Origin of the sequence: Skermanella mucosa (assembly GCF_016765655.2) — a bacterium.
In the GTDB taxonomy this organism is placed as follows: domain Bacteria; phylum Pseudomonadota; class Alphaproteobacteria; order Azospirillales; family Azospirillaceae; genus Skermanella; species Skermanella mucosa.
Genome location: NZ_CP086106.1, coordinates 4,121,376 through 4,140,439 on the forward strand (window position 1 = coordinate 4,121,376; position 19,064 = coordinate 4,140,439).

A 19,064-nucleotide genomic window follows, 5' to 3' on the forward strand; every position below is an offset into this window, starting at 1 on the left:
CGGGACCGACGGGGCCGGGACCGACGGAGCCGCATGTCGATGCCGCGCGGCGCGGTATCGCTCGGCATCGGGTCGCTGATGATCCTGGTCTGGGTGGTGACCGCCCTGGGCGCCTCCTGGATCGCCCCCTACCCGCCCGCCGAGATCGACTTCCTGGCGATCTCCCAGCCGCCCTCGGCCGCCCACTGGTTCGGCACCGACCAGCTCGGCCGCGACATCCTGAGCCGGGTGATCCATGGCGGCGCCTATGTGCTGACCATAGCGCCGGCGGCGACGCTGCTGGGGCTGGCCCTGGGCGCGGCGATCGGCCTTGCCACCGCCTGGTTCGGGTCCTGGGTCGACGAGGTGGTGATGCGCGTGCTGGACGCCGTCATGGCCTTTCCGATCGTCATCCTGGCGATGCTGGCGCTGACCTTCCTGGGCGCCGGGACCGGCAACGTGGTGCTGGTGATCGGGCTGGTGTTCGCGCCGCTGATCGCCCGCACCGTGCGGGCATCGGCCCTGGTCGAGGCCCGCAAGGAATATGTCATGGCGGCCCAGCTCCGCGGCGAGGGCGCCCTCTACATCATGGTGATGGAGCTGCTGCCCAACGTGCGCGGGCCGCTGATCGTCGAAGGGACGGTCCGGCTCGGCTACGCCGTCTTCACCTCCGCGACGCTGGGCTTCCTGGGCCTGGGCGTCCAGCCGCCGACCCCCGACTGGGGCCTGATGGTCAGCGAAAACCAGGCGCTGCTGACCACCGCCCCCTGGACCGTCCTGTTTCCAGCCCTGGCGATCGCCTGGGTGGTGGTCGCCATCGGGCTGGCCGCCGACGGGCTTAAGGAATATCTGGAGCCGTGACCTCATCCGCCCCCCTGCTCGAACTCGACCAAGTCACCATCAGCTACCGCCGCCGACGCGACCAGGTCGATGCCGTCCGCGGCGTCTCGCTGGTGATTCAGCCCGGCGAAGCCTATGGGCTGGTCGGCGAATCCGGCTGCGGCAAGTCCACGCTCGCCATGGCCGTGATGCGCCACCTGCCGAAGAACGGCATCTTGAGTGGCGGCCATGTCCTGTTCGAGGGCCGCGACCTGTTCCGGCTCGGCGAGGCGGAGTTGCGCCGGGTGCGCGGCGGCCGCATCGCCATGGTCTACCAGAACCCCGGCGGCGCGCTGAACCCCACCCTGCGGATCGGCGAGCAGGTGGCCGAGGTGTTCCGCCTGCACGCCGGCATGAACCGCCGGAACGCCGCCGAGGCGGCGCTCGGCATGCTGCGCCGGGTGCGGATCGCCGACCCGGAGCGGGTCGCGGGCCTGTACCCCTATCAGCTCTCCGGCGGGATGCAGCAGCGCGCGGTGATCGCCATGGCGCTCGCCACCGATCCGGCCCTGCTGGTCCTGGACGAGCCGACGACCGCGCTGGACGCGACTGTCCAGGCCGACATCCTGGACCTGTTCGCCGACCTGCGGGGGGAGATGAACGCCGCCATCCTGTTCATCAGCCACAACCTGGCCGTGGTCCAGCAGGTCTGCGACCGCATCGGCGTGATGTACGCCGGCGAGCTGATCGAACAGGGCAAGGTCTCGGAGGTGTTCAAGCGGCCGCGACATCCCTATACCGCGGCGCTGTTCGACTGCATCCCCGATTTCGGCGTGCGCAAGCGCGACCGCCGGCTGGCCGGGATCGCCGGCGGCGTACCGGACCTGGCCGACCTGGGCACCGGCTGCCTGTACGAGCCGCGCTGCCTGATCTCCCGCCAGGTCTGCCGGGTCGAGCATCCCGACCTGCTGCGCGCCGGCACCCGGCACCTCAGCCGCTGCTTCTTCCATGGCGAGACCCCGGCGCCCGGCAGCGCCGCCCGCGGCCGACCGGAGCCGGTGCCGGAGCCGATCCAGGGCATGCCGCTTCTCAGCCTTGCCAGCGTCGGGCGGCGCTTCGGCCGCGCCCACATCCTCAAGGACATCGACCTGGAGATCGCGCCGGGCGAGACCTTCGGGCTGGTCGGCGAATCCGGCAGCGGCAAGTCCACGCTGGCCAAGGTGATCGCCGGGCTGGTGCCGCCCAGCGCCGGGACCGTGGCCCTGGCCGGCGAGCGGGTGGCGGGACAGGCCGGCCGGCGCACCCGGCGGCAGCGCCGCGACGTGCAGATGGTGTTCCAGACGCCGGACACGACGCTCAACCCGCGCAAGCGCGTCGCCTCGATCCTGGGCCGCGCGGTCCGGGTGCTGGCCGGCCTGGGCGGGCGGCGGAAGCGCGACCGCTCGGCGGCCCTGCTGGGCGACGTGCAGCTGCCGGCGGAAATGATGGGCGCCACCCCGGACCGGCTGTCCGGCGGCCAGCGCCAGCGGGTCGCCATCGCCCGGGCCTTCGCCGGCGACCCCCGGCTGGTGATCCTGGACGAGCCGACCTCCGCCCTGGACGTGTCGGTCCAGGCGTCGATCCTGAACCTGCTGCTCGACCTCCAGCGGGAAAGCCAGGCGGCCTACTTGTTCATCTCCCACGATCTGGCTGTGGTCCGCTACCTGTCGGATCGGATCGGCGTGATGTATCTGGGCGAGCTGGTGGAGGTCGGGCCGACCGAGCGGGTGTTCCGGCCGCCCTTCCATCCCTACACCCAGGCGCTGATCGAGGCGGTGCCCCGGCTCGGCGCCGCCGCCCCGGAGCGCGCGGTGAGCCTGGACAGGCCGGCGCCGAGCCCGGCGGACCGGCCCGAAGGCTGCCCGTTCCAAACCCGGTGCCCGCGGGCGTATGATAAGTGCCGGAACGAGGCGCCGCCCTGGCGCGACGCGGGAGGGGGACACATGATCCGGTGCTGGGTGGCGCTCGACGCGTTGGAGGCGTCACAGGTGGCAGGGATGTCGGCGACGCGGAAACCCAGGCGCGCCGGAGCGCCGCAGGCGTCCCTGCCGATCGGCCGGCGCCCATGAATCCTGCTGGCGCGGGCTCCCAAGCAGCACCCATCGCCCTCGCCGTCCGGCGTGCCTCCCTGCCGATGTACGACCTGCCGGAACTGCGGGACGCCCACGCGGCCCTGTGGAACGCCGTGGCGGGACACATGGACGAGGCCGGGCTTGACGGGGTGCCCGGCCTGCTGACCTTCGACGGCGAGCCGGCCGACCTGTGGCAGGCGCCCGACCTCTTCCTCAGCCAGACCTGCGGTCTGCCGCTGGTGACCCGGCTGGGCGGGATGGTCAGGGTCGTGGCGACGCCGCGCTACCGGGCGCCGGGATGCAGCGGCAGCCGCCACCGCGGCTTCATCGTCGTCGGCGCCGACAGCCCGGTTCAGCGGTTGGTCGAACTGCGCGGCAGCCGCTGCGTGATCAACGGCTGGGACAGCAACACCGGCATGAACATGCTGCGCGCGGCGGTCGCCCCCCTGGCCCGGGACGGACGCTTCTTCGGCTCGGTCTCGGTCAGCGGCAGCCATCTGGCGAGCCTGAACCAAGTGGCCGACGGCGACGCCGACGTGGCTGCGGTGGATTGCGTGACCTTCGCCCATCTCAGCCGCCACCGGGCAAGCCTGGTGGAAGGCGTGCGTGTCCTCGCCGTCACGGCAGCCACGCCCTGCCTCCCGCTGGTCACCGCGGCCGGCACCGACGACGAAACGCTGGCCGCCCTGCGGGCAGCGCTCCAGGCTGCTGCGGCGTCACCCGGCCTATTGGCAGTGCGCGCCGAACTGCTGCTCGACGGCTTCGACTTCCTGCCCGACCGGGCCTACCGGGCCGTCACCGGCTTGGCGGCCCAGGCCGCGGCGGTGGGGTATCCGGAGCTGGCGTGAGGGGGGCGGGTTTGCGAAGACCCTGTTTCGATATCGAAAATGGAATCGTCACTACCATGATCGTTATCGATGTCCGATCGAGAGTAGCAGCTTATGTCGGATTCGATCACGATCTCACGGGCGTTCCACCAGCCTGCCCTTCCACTCGTCGCGATGCGTTGGGCCACGGCCCAACCTACGGTTCGATGCAGGGCCGGTTCGATGCAGGGCGGAGGTGATGCAAACCGTCGATCGTAGGTTGGGCCGTGGCCCAACGCAACGACCCGCCTGTAACAGCCGGGTCAGGCTGATCGGGTACCGCTTTCGATCACCCGCCTCCCGCTCCCGTCATGGCCGACCGGGCCGTCTGCCGCGCCTGCCGGACCTTGTCCAGGCAGGTCACGGTGTCTCCCCGCTCGGCGGCGGCGCGGCCTTCGCGCAGCATCGCGGACATGTCGTCGCGCTGCTGTGGCGTGATGGTGGCGCCCGCGCGGGTTCCCGGCTGCTGGCCCGGGTTCTCCCCCAGGGGTATAGGCTCGATACCGCGGTCGGGCTGCTCGGAACCGACGCCGCTGCCGATGCTGGACGGCGCCACCGTGCCTCCCGACCGTGCCAGATCCCGGGATATCGCCTCCCGGCTGGTCGCCGAACTTTGGGCCCAGTCGGCGTTGGGCGTTCCACCACCTTGCGGACTGGCCCCGGCCTGGTCGCCCGCCGGCCCGCCGCCCTGCGCGAAAGCGGCTTCCAGCCGCTGTATCTCGTCCAGGCAGCTGTCCTGCTGCGCCACCGCCGGACATGCGGCGCCGGCCGCGATAAGGCCGGCCATCGCAAGGACCGGGGCAAGGATCGGGACACGCATGGAACCACTCCTCCGCTCAACTCCGTGCATCAGGTCGCGTCCTTCCGCCGGGCCTTGGCCATCCTGCTGCTGTTGGCGGCACCCGGCGACAAGGGAGCCTGCGGCGACCCGGTCGCCTCCATGCGTCCGGCGGCAACGGCCGACAGGTTCGGTTCGACGTCGAACTCCCGGCCCGTCGCTGCATCCTCGGCCGCCAGTTCCCGGCAGGCCTGTTCCCAATGCTCGTCGTTCCGGCCTTCGGGCTGTCCAGCATGCTCCCATATCTCATGGGCGCGCCGCCGGATGCGATCTTCCAGGTTCCCAGTCATCGCCAGTCCTCCGCAAGCGTTCAGCCGGCTTTGCCCACGCCCTTCATGACGTCGGCCATGGTCTCGTACTGGCCGTCGGGCATCTTGCCGATCAGGTCGACCACGCTCTCGTCGGCGCCCTGCTGCTTCGCGTGCTTGACCAGATCCTCCTTCCCGGCGGGAAAATCGATCCCCTTCAGGTGATGGGTCACGTCGGTCGGGGAATGTCCGTCCAGGCCCTTGCTCATGTCGAAGTCTCCGGTTGAATTTCCAACTTGCGATCCTGACAACAGGTCTCGCGCGGGATCGTCCCGGGAGCCATTCGGACGAGGGGTATGGCGCGTTCCGTGCGGCAAGCTGATGCGAATGCCCGAACCCTTCCCGCAGTTTCGGTCGTCATTCAACTCGGAGATCAGTTCAGGAATACGATTGATCAGGTATGTTACGAACAAAGTCGCAGTTACATAAACTCTCAAACACTTCAACGTTACGCGCGTAATCGAGGATATCGCCAAGACAAACCATGGCGTCGCGTTTTACAGGGGCACGACCTCGGCCAGAACAGCTTCGGCCAACCGAGGGCGCAAGGCCTCCCGATCCACCAGGTCGACTGAAATCCCGAGAGCATCGCTGAGGTCGATCTGAAGTCCTGCGAAACCAATCAGATCAATTCCCTCGCCCAATCCGATCAGCAAGTCGAGATCGCTTCCTTCGCGCTGTTCACCCCGGGCGTAGGACCCGAACACACCCATGGAACGAATGGGGTAACGACGGCGCAACGCCGGCTGCAACGAGCGCAGTTCAGTCAGGATATCGTCAAGGGTGCGCATGCCGGCCTCGATCGGAACGGACGCTCGGCATTGTAGCGTAGCTTCTTCAGGCAATGAAGCCTGCCGCGAAACCGCCAGGCGGCGGCACGGATGCCGCCGCCATCTTGCCTCAATGCGCCAGGATCTGGCTGAGGAACAGCTTGGTCCGTTCCGACTGCGGGTTGTTGAAGAACTCGATCGGCTCGTTCTGCTCCACGATCTCGCCGCGGTCCATGAAGATCACCCGGTTCGCCACGGTGCGGGCGAAGCCCATCTCGTGGGTCACGCAGAGCATCGTCATGCCCTCCTGGGCGAGGCTGATCATGACGTCCAGGACCTCCTTGATCATCTCGGGGTCGAGGGCGGAGGTCGGTTCGTCGAACAGCATCACCTTGGGGTTCATGCACAGCGAGCGGGCGATCGCCACGCGCTGCTGCTGCCCGCCGGAGAGCTGGCCCGGGTATTTCCGGGCTTGGTCGGGGATGCGCACCCGCTCCAGGTACTTCATCGCCATGGCCTCGGCCTGGTCCTTGGGCATCTTGCGGACCCAGATCGGCGCCAGGGTGCAGTTCTCCAGCACGGTCAGGTGGGGGAACAGGTTGAAGTGCTGGAACACCATGCCGACGTCGCGCCGCACCTGGTCGATGTTCTTCAGGTTGTTGGTCAGCTCGATCCCGTCCACCACGATCCGGCCGCGCTGGTGTTCCTCCAGCCGGTTGATGCAGCGGATCAGCGTGGACTTGCCTGAGCCGGACGGGCCGCAGATCACGATCCGCTCGCCGCGCGCCACGGTCAGGTCGATGCCCTTCAGCACGTGGAACTCGCCGTACCACTTGTGCACGTCGCTGAGCTGGACCGCGATGTCGTTGCCAGCCTCGGGCGCCGCCGTTTGTCTCGCGTCGCTCATGTGTCGTCTCCCGGTAGAATGCGTTTATCGCTTGTGGCCGCGGTGCAGTTCCTGCTCCAGCCACTGGCTGTATTTCGACATGAAGAAGCAGAAGACGAAGTAGATCACCGCCACGAACAGGTACGACTCTTTGTAGAAGCCGCGCCACGCCGGATCGGTCAGCGCCGCCTTCGACGCGCTCATCAGGTCGAACAGGCCGATGATGATCACCAGCGAGGTGTCCTTGAAGAAGCCGATGAAGGTGTTGACCAGCGGCGGGATGGTGATCGACAGCGCCTGCGGCAGGATGATCATGCGGGTCTTCTGCCAATAGGTCAGGCCCAGGCTGTCCGCCGCCTCGTACTGGCCCTTGGGGATCGCCTGGAGGCCGCCGCGGATCACCTCCGCCAGATAGGCCGACGCGAACAGGATCAGGCCGATCTGGGCGCGCAGCAGCTTGTCGATGGTCACGCCGGTCGGCAGGAACAGCGGGAACATCACCGACGCCATGAACAGCACGGTGATCAGCGGCACGCCGCGGATCAGCTCGATATAGACCACGCAGATCGACTTGACGATCGGCAGGTCGGACCGCCGCCCGAGCGCCAGCAGGATCGACAGCGGGAACGCCACGACCAGCCCCACCACCGACAGGATCAGCGTCAGCGGCAGGCCGCCCCACAGGGTGTTGCGGACGAACGGCAGGCCCAGCACGCCGCCCCACATCAGCACGCCAACGACGACCGCGGCGCCCGCCCAGACGGCGGCGAGCCAGGGCCGCCAGAAGTTGCGGTTGCAGCTCAGCGCCAGCAGCCCGACGATGATCAGGATCGAGGCGATGGGCCGCCACTGCTCCTCGTAGGGGTACAGGCCGAACAGGATCAGCCGGTACTTCTCGTGGATGAAGGCCCAGCAGGCCCCGCCCGACGCCCGGCAGGTCTGGTTGGTCACGCCCTCGCCCGGCAGGACGCTGCTGAAGAACAGCCAGTCCAGCAGCGGCGGGATCACCTGGTATCCCAGCCACAGGATCAGGATCGTCAGGAGCGAGTTGAACCAGCTGTTGAACAGGTTCGCCCTGACCCAGCCGAGCGGGCCGAGCGCCAGCGCCGGCGGCTTGACGACCTGGGAGCCGGCGGATTCGGACGGCACGGAACCGGAACCCTGGAGGGAGATGTGGTCTGCCATGTCAGCGCTCCACCAGGGCGATTCGGGTGTTGTACCAGTTCATGAACAGCGAGATGCCGAGGCTGATGGTCAGGTAGACCGCCATCATGATCGACACCGCCTCGATCGCCTGGCCCGTCTGGTTCAGGGTCGTGTTGGCGACGCTGACCAGGTCGGGATAGCCGATCGCGACCGCGAGCGAGCTGTTCTTGGTCAGGTTCAGGTACTGGCTGGTGGTCGGCGGCACGATGATCCGCAGGGCCTGGGGCAGCACCACCAGGCGAAGCACCTCGCCGCGGTGCAGGCCCAGGGCGGAGGCCGCCTCGGTCTGTCCCCAGTTGACCGCCTTGATGCCGCTGCGGACGATCTCGGCGATGAAGCTGGCGGTGTAGATCACCAGTCCCAGCAGCAGCGCCGCGAATTCGGGGCTGATGTTGATGCCGCCGCGGAAGTTGAAGCCCTGCAGTTCCGGAATGTCGAGTTGGGTCGGGGCGCCCCCGGCCAGCCAGGCCAGCAGGGGCAGCCCGAGCAGCAGGCCGATGGAGCCGAGCATCACCGGGAACTGCTGCCCGGTCGCCTCCTGGCGCTTGCGCGCCCAGCGCGCCAGCAGCCACACGCCGGCGATCGCGGCCAGAAGGGCGACGCCGACCCAGGTCCAGGCCGGATCGTCGCCCAGCCCCGGAAACTTCATGCCGCGGTTGCTCAGGAACACGCCCGTCACCGGGTTCAGCGCCTGGCGCGGCCCCGGCAGGCTCTCGCTGATCACGGCGTACCAGAAGAACAGCTGCAGCAGGACGGGGACGTTGCGGATGACTTCGACATAGATCGAGGCCAGCTTGGCCACCAGGAAGTTGGTCGACAGCCGGGCGATGCCGATGATGGTGCCCAGGATCGTCGCCAGGATGATGCCCAGCACCGCCACCTTGATGGTGTTGAGGAACCCCACGAGCAGCGCCTGGCTGTAGCTGCTGGCCGGCGAATAGGGAATCATCGTCTCGCCGATGGCGAAACTTGCCTCGCGGTCCAGGAAGGAGAAGCCCGTCGCGATGTTCTGCCGCGCCAGGTTCTCCAGCACGTTGGACACCAGGTACCAGCCGAGCAGCACGACGCCGCCCAGCACCAGGATCTGGAAGAAGATCGCCCGGACGTTCGGATCGTTGATCAGGGAGCGGCGCGGCGCCTGGGGAGCCATACTCCCTGGGCCTCTGGTCGATATTGCCAAGGATCTCTCCTTTCCCGGTTGAAACGGGAGCCCGGCCCGGACCAATGGCCTGTCGGATGGCCTGGAGGAGAGCGGGCCGGGAAGACGGGCGGAAACAGGTGTTGGAAAAGCGGGACGCCGCCGCCGTCCGCGTTCTCGCGGCGGCGGCGGCGCGCCGGATCAGCGGACCGGCATGGCGTACATCAGGCCGCCGTTGGTCCACAGCGCGTTCGGGCCGCGCTCCAGTTTCAGCGCCGTCTTGACGCCGACGTTGCGCTCGAAGATCTCGCCGTAGTTGCCGACGGTCTTGATCACGTTGTAGGCCCACTTCTCGTCCAGGCCGAGCGCCTGTCCGACGCCCGGGTTCGATCCCAGCAGCCGCTGGATGGTCGGGTCCTGGCTCTTCAGCATCTCGTCCACGTTGCCGGAGTTGACCCCCTTCTCCTCCGCCTCGATAGTGGCGTAGACGGTCCACTTGACGATGTCGTAGAACTCGTCATCGCCGTGGCGCACGGCCGGGCCGAGCGGCTCCTTCGAGATCAGCTCGGGCAGGATGATGTAGTCGTCGGGGTTGGGCGCCAGGGTCGAGCGGATCGACGCCATGCCCGACGCGTCGGTGGTGTAGACGTCGCAGCGGCCGGAGAAGAACGCGGCGTTGACCTCGTCGAAGGACTCGATCACGACCGGCTGGAACTGCATGCCCTTGGCGCGGAAATAGTCGGCGAGGTTCAGCTCGGTCGTGGTGCCGGGCTGCACGCAGACGGTGGCGCCGCTCAGCTCCGCGGCGCTCGACACGCCCAGCGCCTTCGGGACCATGAAGCCCTGGCCGTCATAGAAGGTGGTCGGCGCGAAGTTCAGGCCGAGCGAGGTGTCGCGGGTGAGCGTCCAGGTCGTGTTGCGCGACAGGATGTCGATCTCGCCCGACTGCAGGGCCGTGAAGCGCTGCTGCGCGGAGAGCGGCGTGAAGCGAACGGCCTTGGCGTCGCCGAAGATGGCGGCGGCGACCGCGCGGCAGAAGTCCACGTCCAGCCCGGTCCAGTTGCCCTGGCTGTCCGGGTTGGAGAAACCGGGCAGGCCGGTGTTGACGCCGCACTGTACGAAACCCTTCTGCTTGACCGCGTTCAGCGTCGGTCCCGCGGATGCGGCGCCGCTTCCCAGAGCGATCGCCAGCGCTGTGCCCATCGCGGCAATTATTTTCGTCTTCATTGGACCTACCCTGTTTTCTTCGAGCTTGCATGACTTGGCATGGCGGGCAGCCGGGAGAGTCCAGCCACCCGATCAAGTTCTAGCAATGTTTGAGCCATATGGAATAGCTTTTGATTGATGCTGACCCTACAAAAGTGCATGACCCCGGCCGCGCCGCGGCGCATCGGCCGGTTCGATCGATAGCGCTGCCGCGCAGCACCAAGCGACCGCGAACGGGGTTGGCCGGAGCCCGCGGGAGTGACAGACTGCGCCTTCGTCCAGCGCCTCGTCGCCCGCCCAGCGGCGCGCCGGGGACGACACCGCCCATCTTCTCAGCAGAAGCCATGAAAAACGCCAGTCCAGACACCATCCTGACCCATGCCGGCAACGACCCGCAGGCCAATTTCGGCATCGTGAACCCGCCGGTCTACCATGCCTCGACCGTGCTGTTCCCCACAGTGGCGGCGCTGGAGGAGGCCGGCCACTCGTTCGACGGCGTCCGCTACGGCCGCATCGGCACGCCGACCTCCCAGGCGTTCGAGGCGACGGTGGCCCGGCTGGAGGGCGGCTTCAAGGCCGTGACCGCACCGTCCGGGCTGGCGGCGATCTCGACGGCGCTGCTGGCCTTCGTATCGGCCGGCGACCACATCCTGGTCACCGACAGCGTCTACGGCCCGACCCGGCTGTTCTGCTCCGACATGCTGAAGCGGCTCGGCGTCGAGGCGGAGTTCTACGATCCCCTGGCCGGGGCCGGCATCGAGCGGCTGATCCGGCCCAACACCCGCGTGGTCTTCCTGGAATCGCCCGGCTCCCTGACCTTCGAGGTGCAGGACGTGCCGGCCATCGCCGCCGCCGCGAAGAAGGCGGGCGCCATCGTCATGATCGACAACACCTGGGGAACGCCGCTGTTCTTCAAGCCGTTCGACCACGGCGTCGACCTGTCGATCCACGCCGCGACCAAATACATGGTCGGCCACTCCGACGCGATGCTCGGCGTGATCACCGCCGGCACGGAGGAGGTCTGGAACCGCCTGAAGCGCAACGCGGTGCAGCTCGGCACCTGCGCCGGGCCGGACGACGTCTATCTGGGCCTGCGCGGATTGCGCACCATGGGCGCCCGCCTCCGCCAGCACCAGGACACCGCCCTCGCCCTCGCCCGCTGGCTCCAGGCCCGGCCGGAGGTCGCCCGGGTGCTCCACCCCGCCCTGCCCGACGATCCCGGCCACGCGCTCTGGAAACGCGACTTCACCGGCGCCTGCGGCCTGTTCGCGATCGAGCTGAAGCCCTGCTCCGCGGCGGCGGTCGCCAGCTTCCTCGACGGGATGGAGCTGTTCGGGATGGGCTACAGCTGGGGCGGCTACGAGAGCCTGATCCTGCCGATCCATCCGGAGAAGCTGCGCACCGCCACCCGCTGGCGCACCGACGGCCCCATGGTCCGGCTGCATGCCGGCCTGGAGGACCCGGACGACCTGATCGCCGACCTGGAGCGCGGGCTCGCCCGGCTGGCGGCCGCGGCATGACCATGGACGCCGGCACGCGCGAGGTGCTCGACCTCGTCAGCTTCGACGCCAACGGCCTGGTCGCCGCCGTCGCCCAGCAGCACGACACCGGCGAGGTGCTCATGCTCGCCTGGATGAACCGCGCCGCGCTGGAGGAGACGCTGGCGACCGGGCGCGTCTGCTACTTCTCCCGCTCGCGCGGCAAGCTGTGGCGCAAGGGCGAGACGTCCGGCCAGGTCCAGCACCTGAAGGAGCTTCGGGTCGACTGCGACGGCGATGCCGTGCTCCTCCTGGTCGACCAGACCGGGGTCGCCTGCCACACCGGCCGGCGGAGCTGCTTCTACCGGGCCGCACGGCAGGGGGGCGTCGAGACCATCCTGGACGTGGAGGCGGACCCCGAGAACCTCTACGGGACGAAGGCCTAGACAACCCGAAGGAATGCGGAGGAATGCCGCAAGGGACGCATTAAGACTTCCGAAAGCCTAATACCGGCCAGCTCGGCTGACTTTCTTCGAAAACCTTCGATAAGGTTCCCTGCTGTTGATCTAGATCAAAGTAACGCCCGTCGCCCTGGTATAGAAACACTCTTGTCTCTAACCCTCCCTGTAATCGCCTTTCAGCCAGAGGTTCTTCCAAGAACCTCTGGCCTTTTTCTTTGGCGCCGGGAAAAGACCATACGATAAGTAAGGCGATGGCTTGCCTTCTCCTATGGGAGCAGCACAAAAAAGAGGTGACAGCAAGCTGTCACCCGAGGCGAATGCGCGATGAGTAGAGGATGCGAACGGACCTTCACTGCCATGGGCTCTCAGTGCAGGTCAGGTCATGTTCCGGTCGCAGGTGTAAATTAACCATAACACGCCAACCCGGACACTGCGCACCCGGAGCATCACAGGTTTGTCACACTACCCATGAATTAGCCATGATTCACCCGGTCAGCGCCGCCCGAGATAACGCAGCAGGGCCGCCACCAGCGCCAGGGGAACGACCACGACCGCGCCGACCAGGACATAGGGAAGCGCCCATTCCGCGACCCCCGCGAACAGGCCGAAGACATCCAGCACGGTGTCCCAGGTGTCGTGGAGAATGCCCATCGGTTCGATGTCGAGGAAGGACAAGGCCAGCCCGACGACTAGGGAAAGCACGATGATTCTGACGATCCAATTCATCGGGGTGGAATAGCTCCGTCGATTAGCGTGATGGGGACCCGCCGACAGGACGATCCGCGAGGCATACGCGAGAAAACGTCGTCGGTGGGTGGAATAATGGAGTGGCTTCCGCTGTTAAAAAGGGGTACCGGGCGGGACTTGTTCCGTCCGGCGACAAGACGACGCAGCGGGGGAGCGGATGGTGGTGGAACATGAACACTGGGCGGTGGCCAACCTCCTGATCGGACGGTACGGCCGTCTCGCGGCCCGGCAGGCCGAAGCGCGGATCGAGGATGCCGACGCCCGCGGCGACCGGGAAGGCCGGGAGATCTGGCGCAGCGTCCTGGGTGCGCTGGACAGTCGGGCTCCCCGCCTCGAACAGTTCCGGTAGTCATCGGACCACGGAACGGGGGTCCAAGGGTTCCGGAGTCAGCGGAAGCAATCGCCCTGCCCGATAGATAAAATTCTAATATCATTATCCTTTATTGATTCACGCATTCACCGAAATAGCATGCATCGCACCGTCCACCGGGCAAGCACGCAACCGGCAGGATGGGAATACAGACTGTTCCTTAAACTGCCATGGGCCGCTCGGCACCCTCTGTCCTTTGGCATAATACGAAATGCATAGGAGGAACAACTGCGTTCGAACCATCCAAGATCGCCCGCGACGCCGATTTTTCATCCCCAGAATCTGGGGATAACTCTGTGGACCGAGACGCTCCACCCTAGCCGGATCCTGCCACTTGAACCAGATGCCTATTTTTTAGGCACTTCTTTGTTTTCGGGGTGTCAAGCAAAAGATTCAGGTTTCACTTGGAACCGCCTCAATGAAGAATCAGTATTCATGTGCCGTCCTTACAACACCATGAGAACATCTCCGCCCCGCGAAGAATACAGTTGACAGCCGGCGCGTGCGCCTGTGGACGGCCGGCCCCGCCCCTTCCGGCCGTCCCCTCGGCCATCATCGCCGCCGCGGCCCGAAGCGCTTGCGCGGCGCCCCGCGGAAGCCCGGCGGGGGCTTCCCGCCCTTCCCTGACGATCCGGCCCCGGCCGAGCCGGCGGATTGCTTCGGCTCCCGCTCGCGGCGTGCGCGGGAGGCGAGCAGGTCCCCCAACCGGCTGCCGATCAGCGCCCGCCGCTCGCGCACCCCGTCGCGGTCGGGGAACAGCGCCCGGAACCGGCGCGCCGCCCAGTAGTAGAGGTCGCAGGCGCGCGACAGATCCTCCAGCGCCTGGTCGTCCAGCCCGTCGATCCGGCTCGGCACCACATGGCCGATGGGCATCGGCTCCGCGGCCTCGACGGCCTGGAGGATCGCCCGGAACAGCCGCATCTCGGCCTCCTTCTCCAGGTCGGCGGGGACGAACAGCAGGCTCAGCTTGTCCGGAAAACCCAACGACCGCTCGTCCAGCAGCAGCGCCAGGCGGCGGAGGGCCCCCAGGTCGCCGATGCGGTAGAGCGATCCCGCCGTCCTGGCGTCCGCGAACCAGTCGATCAGCAGGGTCATCGCCGTCGTGCCGCTGTACTCCGCCAGCCGGGCCAGCATGGAGCGGGTCGGCCGGACCGCCAGCGACGCCTGCGGTCCCAGCCTGGCGTCGGGCCGCTCCATCAGCGCCTTGAGCGCCTGGGGCGTGTTGCGGGCGACAACGCCGAACTCGCCGGCCTCGAACTGGCCGAAGCGCCCCGCCCGCCCGGCGATCTGGCGGATCTCCACCGGCGACAGCGGCCGGACCGCGGTGCCGTCGAACTTCTCCAGGGCGGTGAACAGCACGCGGCGCACCGGCAGGTTCAGCCCCATGCCGATGGCGTCGGTCGCGACGACCACGTCGGCCAGCCCGGACAGGAAGCGTTCCGCCTCCAGCCGGCGGACGTCCGGCGCCAGGGCTCCGTAGAGGACGGCGGCCGTCAGCCCCTGGGCATGGACCGCGTCGCGGATCAGGTGGACGTCCCGCCGGGAGAAGGCGATCAGCGCGTCCCCGGCCTCGACGTCGGTCCATTCCAGCCGCTTCGGGATCATCGACAGCGGCGCCTTGCGCTCCAGTTCGACGACCTCCAGCGGCTCGCCCAGATGGGCCGCCACCCGCTCGACCAGCGGCCGGGCCTCTGGCGCTCCCAGCAGGTAGACGGTATCGGCGGGAACGCCCATCAGCGCCGCGGTCCAGGCCCAGCCGCGGTCGGGATCGGCCAGCATCTGGACCTCATCGATCACCGCCACGTCGACCGGCCGTTCCGGGTCCATCATCTCGATGGTGGAGGCCATGTGCCGGGCGTCCGGCGTCCGGATCTCCTCCTCGCCGGTCAGCAGCGTCGTCGGCGTGCCGTCGCGGTTCAGCCGGTCCATGACCTCAAGGGCCAGCAGCCGAAGCGGCGCCAGATAGACTCCGGAAGACGCCTCCCGCAGGGCTTCCATCGCGCGGTGGGTCTTGCCCGAGTTGGTCGGCCCGACCACCAGGACGAGGCGCCGTCCCATGCCGCGCGCAACCGGGAAGAGAAGCTCGTAACGCGAGAAATCGAAATGCCGGTCGATGAAGGCCCGGCCGCGCGCCTCGGCCCTGTCGCGCCGCCACGTGTCGAATTCCCGGTCCCAGCGGCGCAGGATCTCGTCGGCGTCCTGGTGGTTGCGGCTCGTCCGGCCGAGCCGCTCGCACAGCGACCCGAAAGTCCAGCCGTCCTCGGCGGTCCCCGCCTCGTCCGCGTAGCGCCAGAGCCGTTCGGCCAGCCGCGCCGCGTCGGCATGCAGCCGCTCGGCCAGGATGCCGTCGGCGACCAAGCGGTCGCGCAATCGGATATGGCCCTGCCCGGCATGGTCCTGCCCGGCATCGTCCAGCCCGGCGAACTCGTCCACGTCGATCTGCCGGGAAACTGCGAAACGGATCGGCTCCGCCATGCCGGTCCAGGGCAGCGCGTCGGTCATGACCAGCCGGACCCGGTCGCGCCCGTCGCCGGGATGGAGCGAGACGTGCCCGGCCGGATCCAGAACGCGGCGGGACGCGGCAAGCAGCCCGTTCCGCCGCCTCGCCCGGTCCAGATGCCCCTGTATCTCGCGCACGACGGAGTCGCGCCGCTCGGCCGGTACCAGCAGGTCGCGCTTGCCCTTGGGCAGCGGCAGGCCCAGGGCGGCCAGTCCGGACGCGGCGGCCATCTCCATCCGCGCCAGCCCGGCGTCGGCGAGGGTCAGGCAGTCCGGATGCAGGCGGGCGATCTCGTGGATCAGGTGCGGGTCGGCGTCCTCGGGGAAGTCCCGGAGGTCCATTTCTTCAGCCATCGTTTTCAGCTACTGCCTTCGGCCCCTTCGGGCGTGCCTTCGGATCGGGAGCCCCGAAGATGCGCATCGGGATCCGGCCAGGTCAACCGGCGGCGCCGCAACGGGCCGAAGTCAGGCGCTTCCCGACGTCCCAGATCCCGGACGAAGCCGCATCTCCCGTTACAATTGTTACAGATCTTCAATATGGATGGCACCTTCACCAATAACTTTTCGTTCGTCCAAGCACACATTCATGATCCGCGGCAGAACCGCCCATGAATAACTCCCGGACCTTATTTCCCTCGCCAGGCCAGCAGACTTGTTATTCATTCCAGGAACGAAAAAAATCCGTGTGCGCATAGGCAGTTTACCGTACGGCGATTATAACGAAAGACATGTCGAAAATGCCCCGCATCGCGCGCATTATTCCCACGCATTTAAGGGGTAATACGTTCGATCCTGGATCGGACCGGAATTTAGGGGATGGATATGGATGTCGGCAGCGATCGCGATGAAGTCCAGCGTCTGAGCTTCTTGCGAATTGACCAGAAGACCCGGGACACCTTGAAGGAGTTCGCCTCCGAGTTGGAGGAGCTTCTGCCGCCGGCTCTGGATCAGTTCTATCGGCACATCCGCGAATATCCCGAGCTGAAGTCGATGTTCTCAAGCGAAAGCCGGATCGAACATGCGCGGTCGGCGCAGCTCAAGCATTGGCTCAACCTGTTTTCCGGCAGGTTCGACAGCGAGTATTTCGCCTCGGTCAGGCGGATCGGGCTGACCCACAGCCGGATCGGGCTGGAGCCCCGCTGGTACATCGGCGGCTATGCCTTCACCGTCAATCACCTCTACGATTCCGCCACCCGCAAGTTCAGCAACCGGTGGCGGCCGGAGGTTGCCCGGGCGAAGCTGTCCGACCTGCTCAGTGCGCTGAACAAGGCAGTGATGCTCGACATGGACCTCGCCATCTCCATCTATATCGAGGAGAACAAGGCGGTCTACGACCGGCAGCTCGACCAGCTCGCCGAGAGTTTCCGGAGCACGGTCGTCGGCATCGTGGAGGCCGTCGGCGGACAGGCCAGCCATCTGGACGCCACCGCCGAGGCGATGTCCGCAGCGTCCGAGGAAACCAGCCGCCAGGCGATCGCCGTGGCCGCCGCCGCCGAGCAGGCGAGCCAGAATGTCGAGACCGTCGCCGCCGCCGCGGAGGAACTGTCCAAGTCGATCCAGGAGATCACCCGGCAGGTGACCCGATCGTCCGACACCTCGCGCCGGGCGGTCGCCGACGGCCAGCGGACCGACGGGCTCCTGCACACCCTGTCCACCGCCGCCGAAAGCATCGGCGCCGTCGTCAACCTGATCAACGACATCGCCAACCAGACCAACCTGCTGGCGCTCAACGCCACGATCGAGGCGGCCCGCGCCGGCGAGGCCGGCAAAGGCTTCGCCGTGGTCGCCAACGAGGTCAAGCAGCTCGCCACCCAGACGGCCCGCGCCACCGGCGACATCAAGGGTCAGGTGGGCGAGATCCAGGAGGCGACCCAGGGCGCGGTGGCCGCCATCCGCAACATACTGGGCACCATCACGGACATGGACCAGATCTGCTCGCTGATCGCCGCCGCGGTGGAGGAGCAGGCCGCGGCGACCCAGGAGATCGCCCGCAACGTCGAGCAGGCGGCCACCGGGACCCAGGAGGTGGCGCTCAACATCGCGGGCGTCACGTCGGCCTCGTCGGAAACCACCAGGTCCGTCTCGACGGTGCGCAGCACCGCCGGCGAGCTCAGCGGCCAGTCGGCGGCGCTCCAGCGGGAAGTCGGCAACTTCCTGCGGTCGATCAAGGCGGCGTAGCGACCTTATCCCTCCGCGGGATATACGCGCAGGATCTCGCCGTCGGAGTGGTCGGTCAGAAGGTACAGCGCGCCGTCGGGCCCCTGCTTGACGGCGCGTATCCGCTGGTTCAGGTCCTCGAACAGGCGCTCCTCGTGGGTCACGCGGTTGCCGTCCAGCTCCAGCCGGGCCACGTCCCTGGTCGCCAGCCCGCCGTTGAAGACGCTGCCCTGCCACGCCGGGAACGCCGACCCCGTGTAGAAGGCCATGCCGGACGACCCGATGACCGGGGTCCAGTGATACACCGGCTCCTCCATGCCCTCGGCCTGCTGCTTGCCGGTTCCGACCGGGCTGCCGTCGTAGTTGACGCCGTACGACACCACCGGCCAGCCGTAGTTCTTGCCCGCCTCCGGGATGTTGATCTCGTCGCCGCCCTTGGGTCCGTGCTCGTTGACCCAGAGCGCGCCGGTTTCCGGATGCAGCGCCGCGCCCTGGATGTTGCGGTGGCCATAGGACCAGATTTCCGGCAGGGCGCCCTGCCGGTTGACGAACGGGTTGTCCTCGGGCACCGATCCGTCGGGGCGGATGCGGATGACCTTGCCCAGGTGGGAGTCCAGGTCCTGCGCCTGGGTGCGGAACCGCTCCTCCGACCGCTCGCCCAGCCCGATGAACAGGTATCCCTGATTGTCGAACACAAGGCGCGAGCCGAAATGCTTGGTGCTGGGCAGCTTCGGCTTCTGCGAGAAGATCACCCGCACCTCGGACAGGCTTCGGGCGTCGGGGCTCAGCACGCCGCGCGCCACGGCGGTCGAGTTGCCGCCCTCCCCCGGTTCCGAGAAGCTGAAATAGACCAGCCGGTTCTGCGCGAACTGCGGATCCAGCGCCACGTCGAGAAGGCCGCCCTGTCCGCGGCTGTCCACCTGCGGGATGCCTCGGATCGGGTCCGACACGGTGCCGTCCGCCGAGACATGCCGCAGGTTCCCTCGCTTCTCGGTCACCAGCATGCCGCCGTCGGGCAGGAAGGCCATGCCCCACGGGCTGGCGAGGCCGTCGGCGAAGGTCGTCACCTGCACCCGGCCCTTCTCGGTCTCGAAGGTTTCGTCGACGGCAAGAGCCGGGTTAAGGCCGGCCAGCGCCGTTGTGGCGAAGAAGGCGGCCGCGATGGCGGGGGCGACGTTGCGCATGGGAGTCTCTCCTCGTCTCGTCGATCTGCAGACCTAGATAA

The 19,064-nt window shown here is 67.6% G+C and carries 18 protein-coding genes; 7 read left to right on the plus strand and 11 right to left on the minus strand.

Features of this window, described 5'->3' with window-relative positions; genetic code table 11:
- The first annotated feature begins 33 nt into the window (after positions 1 to 33).
- The 3 genes from JL100_RS19135 to JL100_RS19145 are packed head-to-tail and all read left to right on the plus strand — an operon-like array spanning position 34 to position 3,757.
- On the plus strand, positions 34 to 840 hold the full coding sequence (locus tag JL100_RS19135) for an ABC transporter permease (protein WP_228420792.1): 807 nt from the start codon (positions 34 to 36) through the stop codon (positions 838 to 840).
- Entirely contained in the window at positions 837 to 2,906 is a 2,070-nt protein-coding gene (locus JL100_RS19140) for a dipeptide ABC transporter ATP-binding protein (protein WP_228420793.1), read from the plus strand. The genes JL100_RS19135 and JL100_RS19140 overlap by 4 nt, the downstream gene beginning before the upstream one ends.
- Positions 2,903 to 3,757 carry a phosphate/phosphite/phosphonate ABC transporter substrate-binding protein gene (locus tag JL100_RS19145; RefSeq protein WP_202679210.1) on the plus strand — a complete coding sequence of 285 codons (855 nt, stop codon included), beginning with the start codon at positions 2,903 to 2,905 and terminating at the stop codon, positions 3,755 to 3,757. The genes JL100_RS19140 and JL100_RS19145 overlap by 4 nt, the downstream gene beginning before the upstream one ends.
- Positions 3,758 to 4,064: 307 nt before the next feature.
- Here JL100_RS19145 and JL100_RS19150 read toward each other — a convergent pair whose 3' ends face one another.
- From JL100_RS19150 to JL100_RS19185, 8 genes are all read right to left on the minus strand, one after another.
- On the minus strand, positions 4,065 to 4,595 hold the full coding sequence (locus JL100_RS19150) for a hypothetical protein (RefSeq protein ID WP_202679211.1): 531 nt from the start codon (positions 4,593 to 4,595) through the stop codon (positions 4,065 to 4,067).
- 29 nt (positions 4,596 to 4,624) lie between these two features.
- Positions 4,625 to 4,903 carry a DUF2934 domain-containing protein gene (locus JL100_RS19155; RefSeq protein WP_202679212.1) on the minus strand — a complete coding sequence of 93 codons (279 nt, stop codon included), beginning with the start codon at positions 4,901 to 4,903 and terminating at the stop codon, positions 4,625 to 4,627.
- Positions 4,904 to 4,923: 20 nt separating this feature from the next.
- Positions 4,924 to 5,130: a DUF2795 domain-containing protein gene (locus tag JL100_RS19160; RefSeq protein WP_202679213.1), complete on the minus strand. Its 207-nt coding sequence runs from the start codon at positions 5,128 to 5,130 to the stop codon at positions 4,924 to 4,926.
- Positions 5,131 to 5,418: 288 nt separating this feature from the next.
- Entirely contained in the window at positions 5,419 to 5,712 is a 294-nt protein-coding gene (locus JL100_RS19165; protein WP_202679214.1) for a nucleotidyltransferase family protein, read from the minus strand.
- A gap of 109 nt (positions 5,713 to 5,821) precedes the next feature.
- Positions 5,822 to 6,598, minus strand: coding sequence for an amino acid ABC transporter ATP-binding protein (locus tag JL100_RS19170; protein WP_202679215.1), 777 nt, complete (start codon positions 6,596 to 6,598; stop codon positions 5,822 to 5,824).
- Positions 6,599 to 6,622: 24 nt separating this feature from the next.
- Positions 6,623 to 7,762, minus strand: a complete 1,140-nt coding sequence (locus tag JL100_RS19175) for an amino acid ABC transporter permease (RefSeq protein WP_202679216.1) — start codon at positions 7,760 to 7,762, stop codon at positions 6,623 to 6,625.
- A gap of 1 nt (position 7,763) precedes the next feature.
- Positions 7,764 to 8,933, minus strand: a complete 1,170-nt coding sequence (locus JL100_RS19180) for an amino acid ABC transporter permease (protein WP_202679217.1) — start codon at positions 8,931 to 8,933, stop codon at positions 7,764 to 7,766.
- A gap of 189 nt (positions 8,934 to 9,122) precedes the next feature.
- A complete protein-coding gene (locus tag JL100_RS19185; RefSeq protein WP_202679218.1) occupies positions 9,123 to 10,148 on the minus strand; it encodes an amino acid ABC transporter substrate-binding protein in 1,026 nt (341 codons plus the stop codon).
- Between the two features lie 323 nt (positions 10,149 to 10,471).
- On the opposite strand from JL100_RS19185, the gene metC reads away from it, so the two are divergent.
- Together metC and hisI are read left to right on the plus strand one after the other, a co-directional pair.
- Positions 10,472 to 11,647: a cystathionine beta-lyase gene (metC, locus tag JL100_RS19190; protein ID WP_202679219.1), complete on the plus strand. Its 1,176-nt coding sequence runs from the start codon at positions 10,472 to 10,474 to the stop codon at positions 11,645 to 11,647.
- Positions 11,644 to 12,051: a phosphoribosyl-AMP cyclohydrolase gene (gene hisI / locus JL100_RS19195; protein ID WP_202679220.1), complete on the plus strand. Its 408-nt coding sequence runs from the start codon at positions 11,644 to 11,646 to the stop codon at positions 12,049 to 12,051. Before metC ends, hisI begins: the two co-directional genes overlap by 4 nt.
- Before the next feature lie 507 nt (positions 12,052 to 12,558).
- Here the strand turns inward: hisI and JL100_RS19200 are convergent.
- Positions 12,559 to 12,792 carry a hypothetical protein gene (locus tag JL100_RS19200; RefSeq protein WP_202679221.1) on the minus strand — a complete coding sequence of 78 codons (234 nt, stop codon included), beginning with the start codon at positions 12,790 to 12,792 and terminating at the stop codon, positions 12,559 to 12,561.
- Between the two features lie 184 nt (positions 12,793 to 12,976).
- On the opposite strand from JL100_RS19200, the gene JL100_RS19205 reads away from it, so the two are divergent.
- Positions 12,977 to 13,162 (plus strand): hypothetical protein, encoded by a 186-nt coding sequence (locus JL100_RS19205; protein WP_202679222.1) that lies wholly within the window; start codon positions 12,977 to 12,979, stop codon positions 13,160 to 13,162.
- Between the two features lie 573 nt (positions 13,163 to 13,735).
- On the opposite strand, the gene JL100_RS19210 is transcribed toward JL100_RS19205, so the two are convergent.
- Complete coding sequence (locus JL100_RS19210) at positions 13,736 to 16,036, minus strand: helicase-related protein (protein WP_228420794.1); 2,301 nt, start codon at positions 16,034 to 16,036, stop codon at positions 13,736 to 13,738.
- A gap of 462 nt (positions 16,037 to 16,498) precedes the next feature.
- On the opposite strand from JL100_RS19210, the gene JL100_RS19215 reads away from it, so the two are divergent.
- The gene (locus tag JL100_RS19215; RefSeq protein WP_202679223.1) at positions 16,499 to 17,860 is read left to right on the plus strand and encodes a globin-coupled sensor protein; all 1,362 of its coding nucleotides are present in this window, start codon (positions 16,499 to 16,501) and stop codon (positions 17,858 to 17,860) included.
- Between the two features lie 5 nt (positions 17,861 to 17,865).
- On the opposite strand, the gene JL100_RS19220 is transcribed toward JL100_RS19215, so the two are convergent.
- Entirely contained in the window at positions 17,866 to 19,023 is a 1,158-nt protein-coding gene (locus tag JL100_RS19220; protein WP_202679224.1) for a PQQ-dependent sugar dehydrogenase, read from the minus strand.
- Between the last annotated feature and the right edge of the window lie 41 nt (positions 19,024 to 19,064).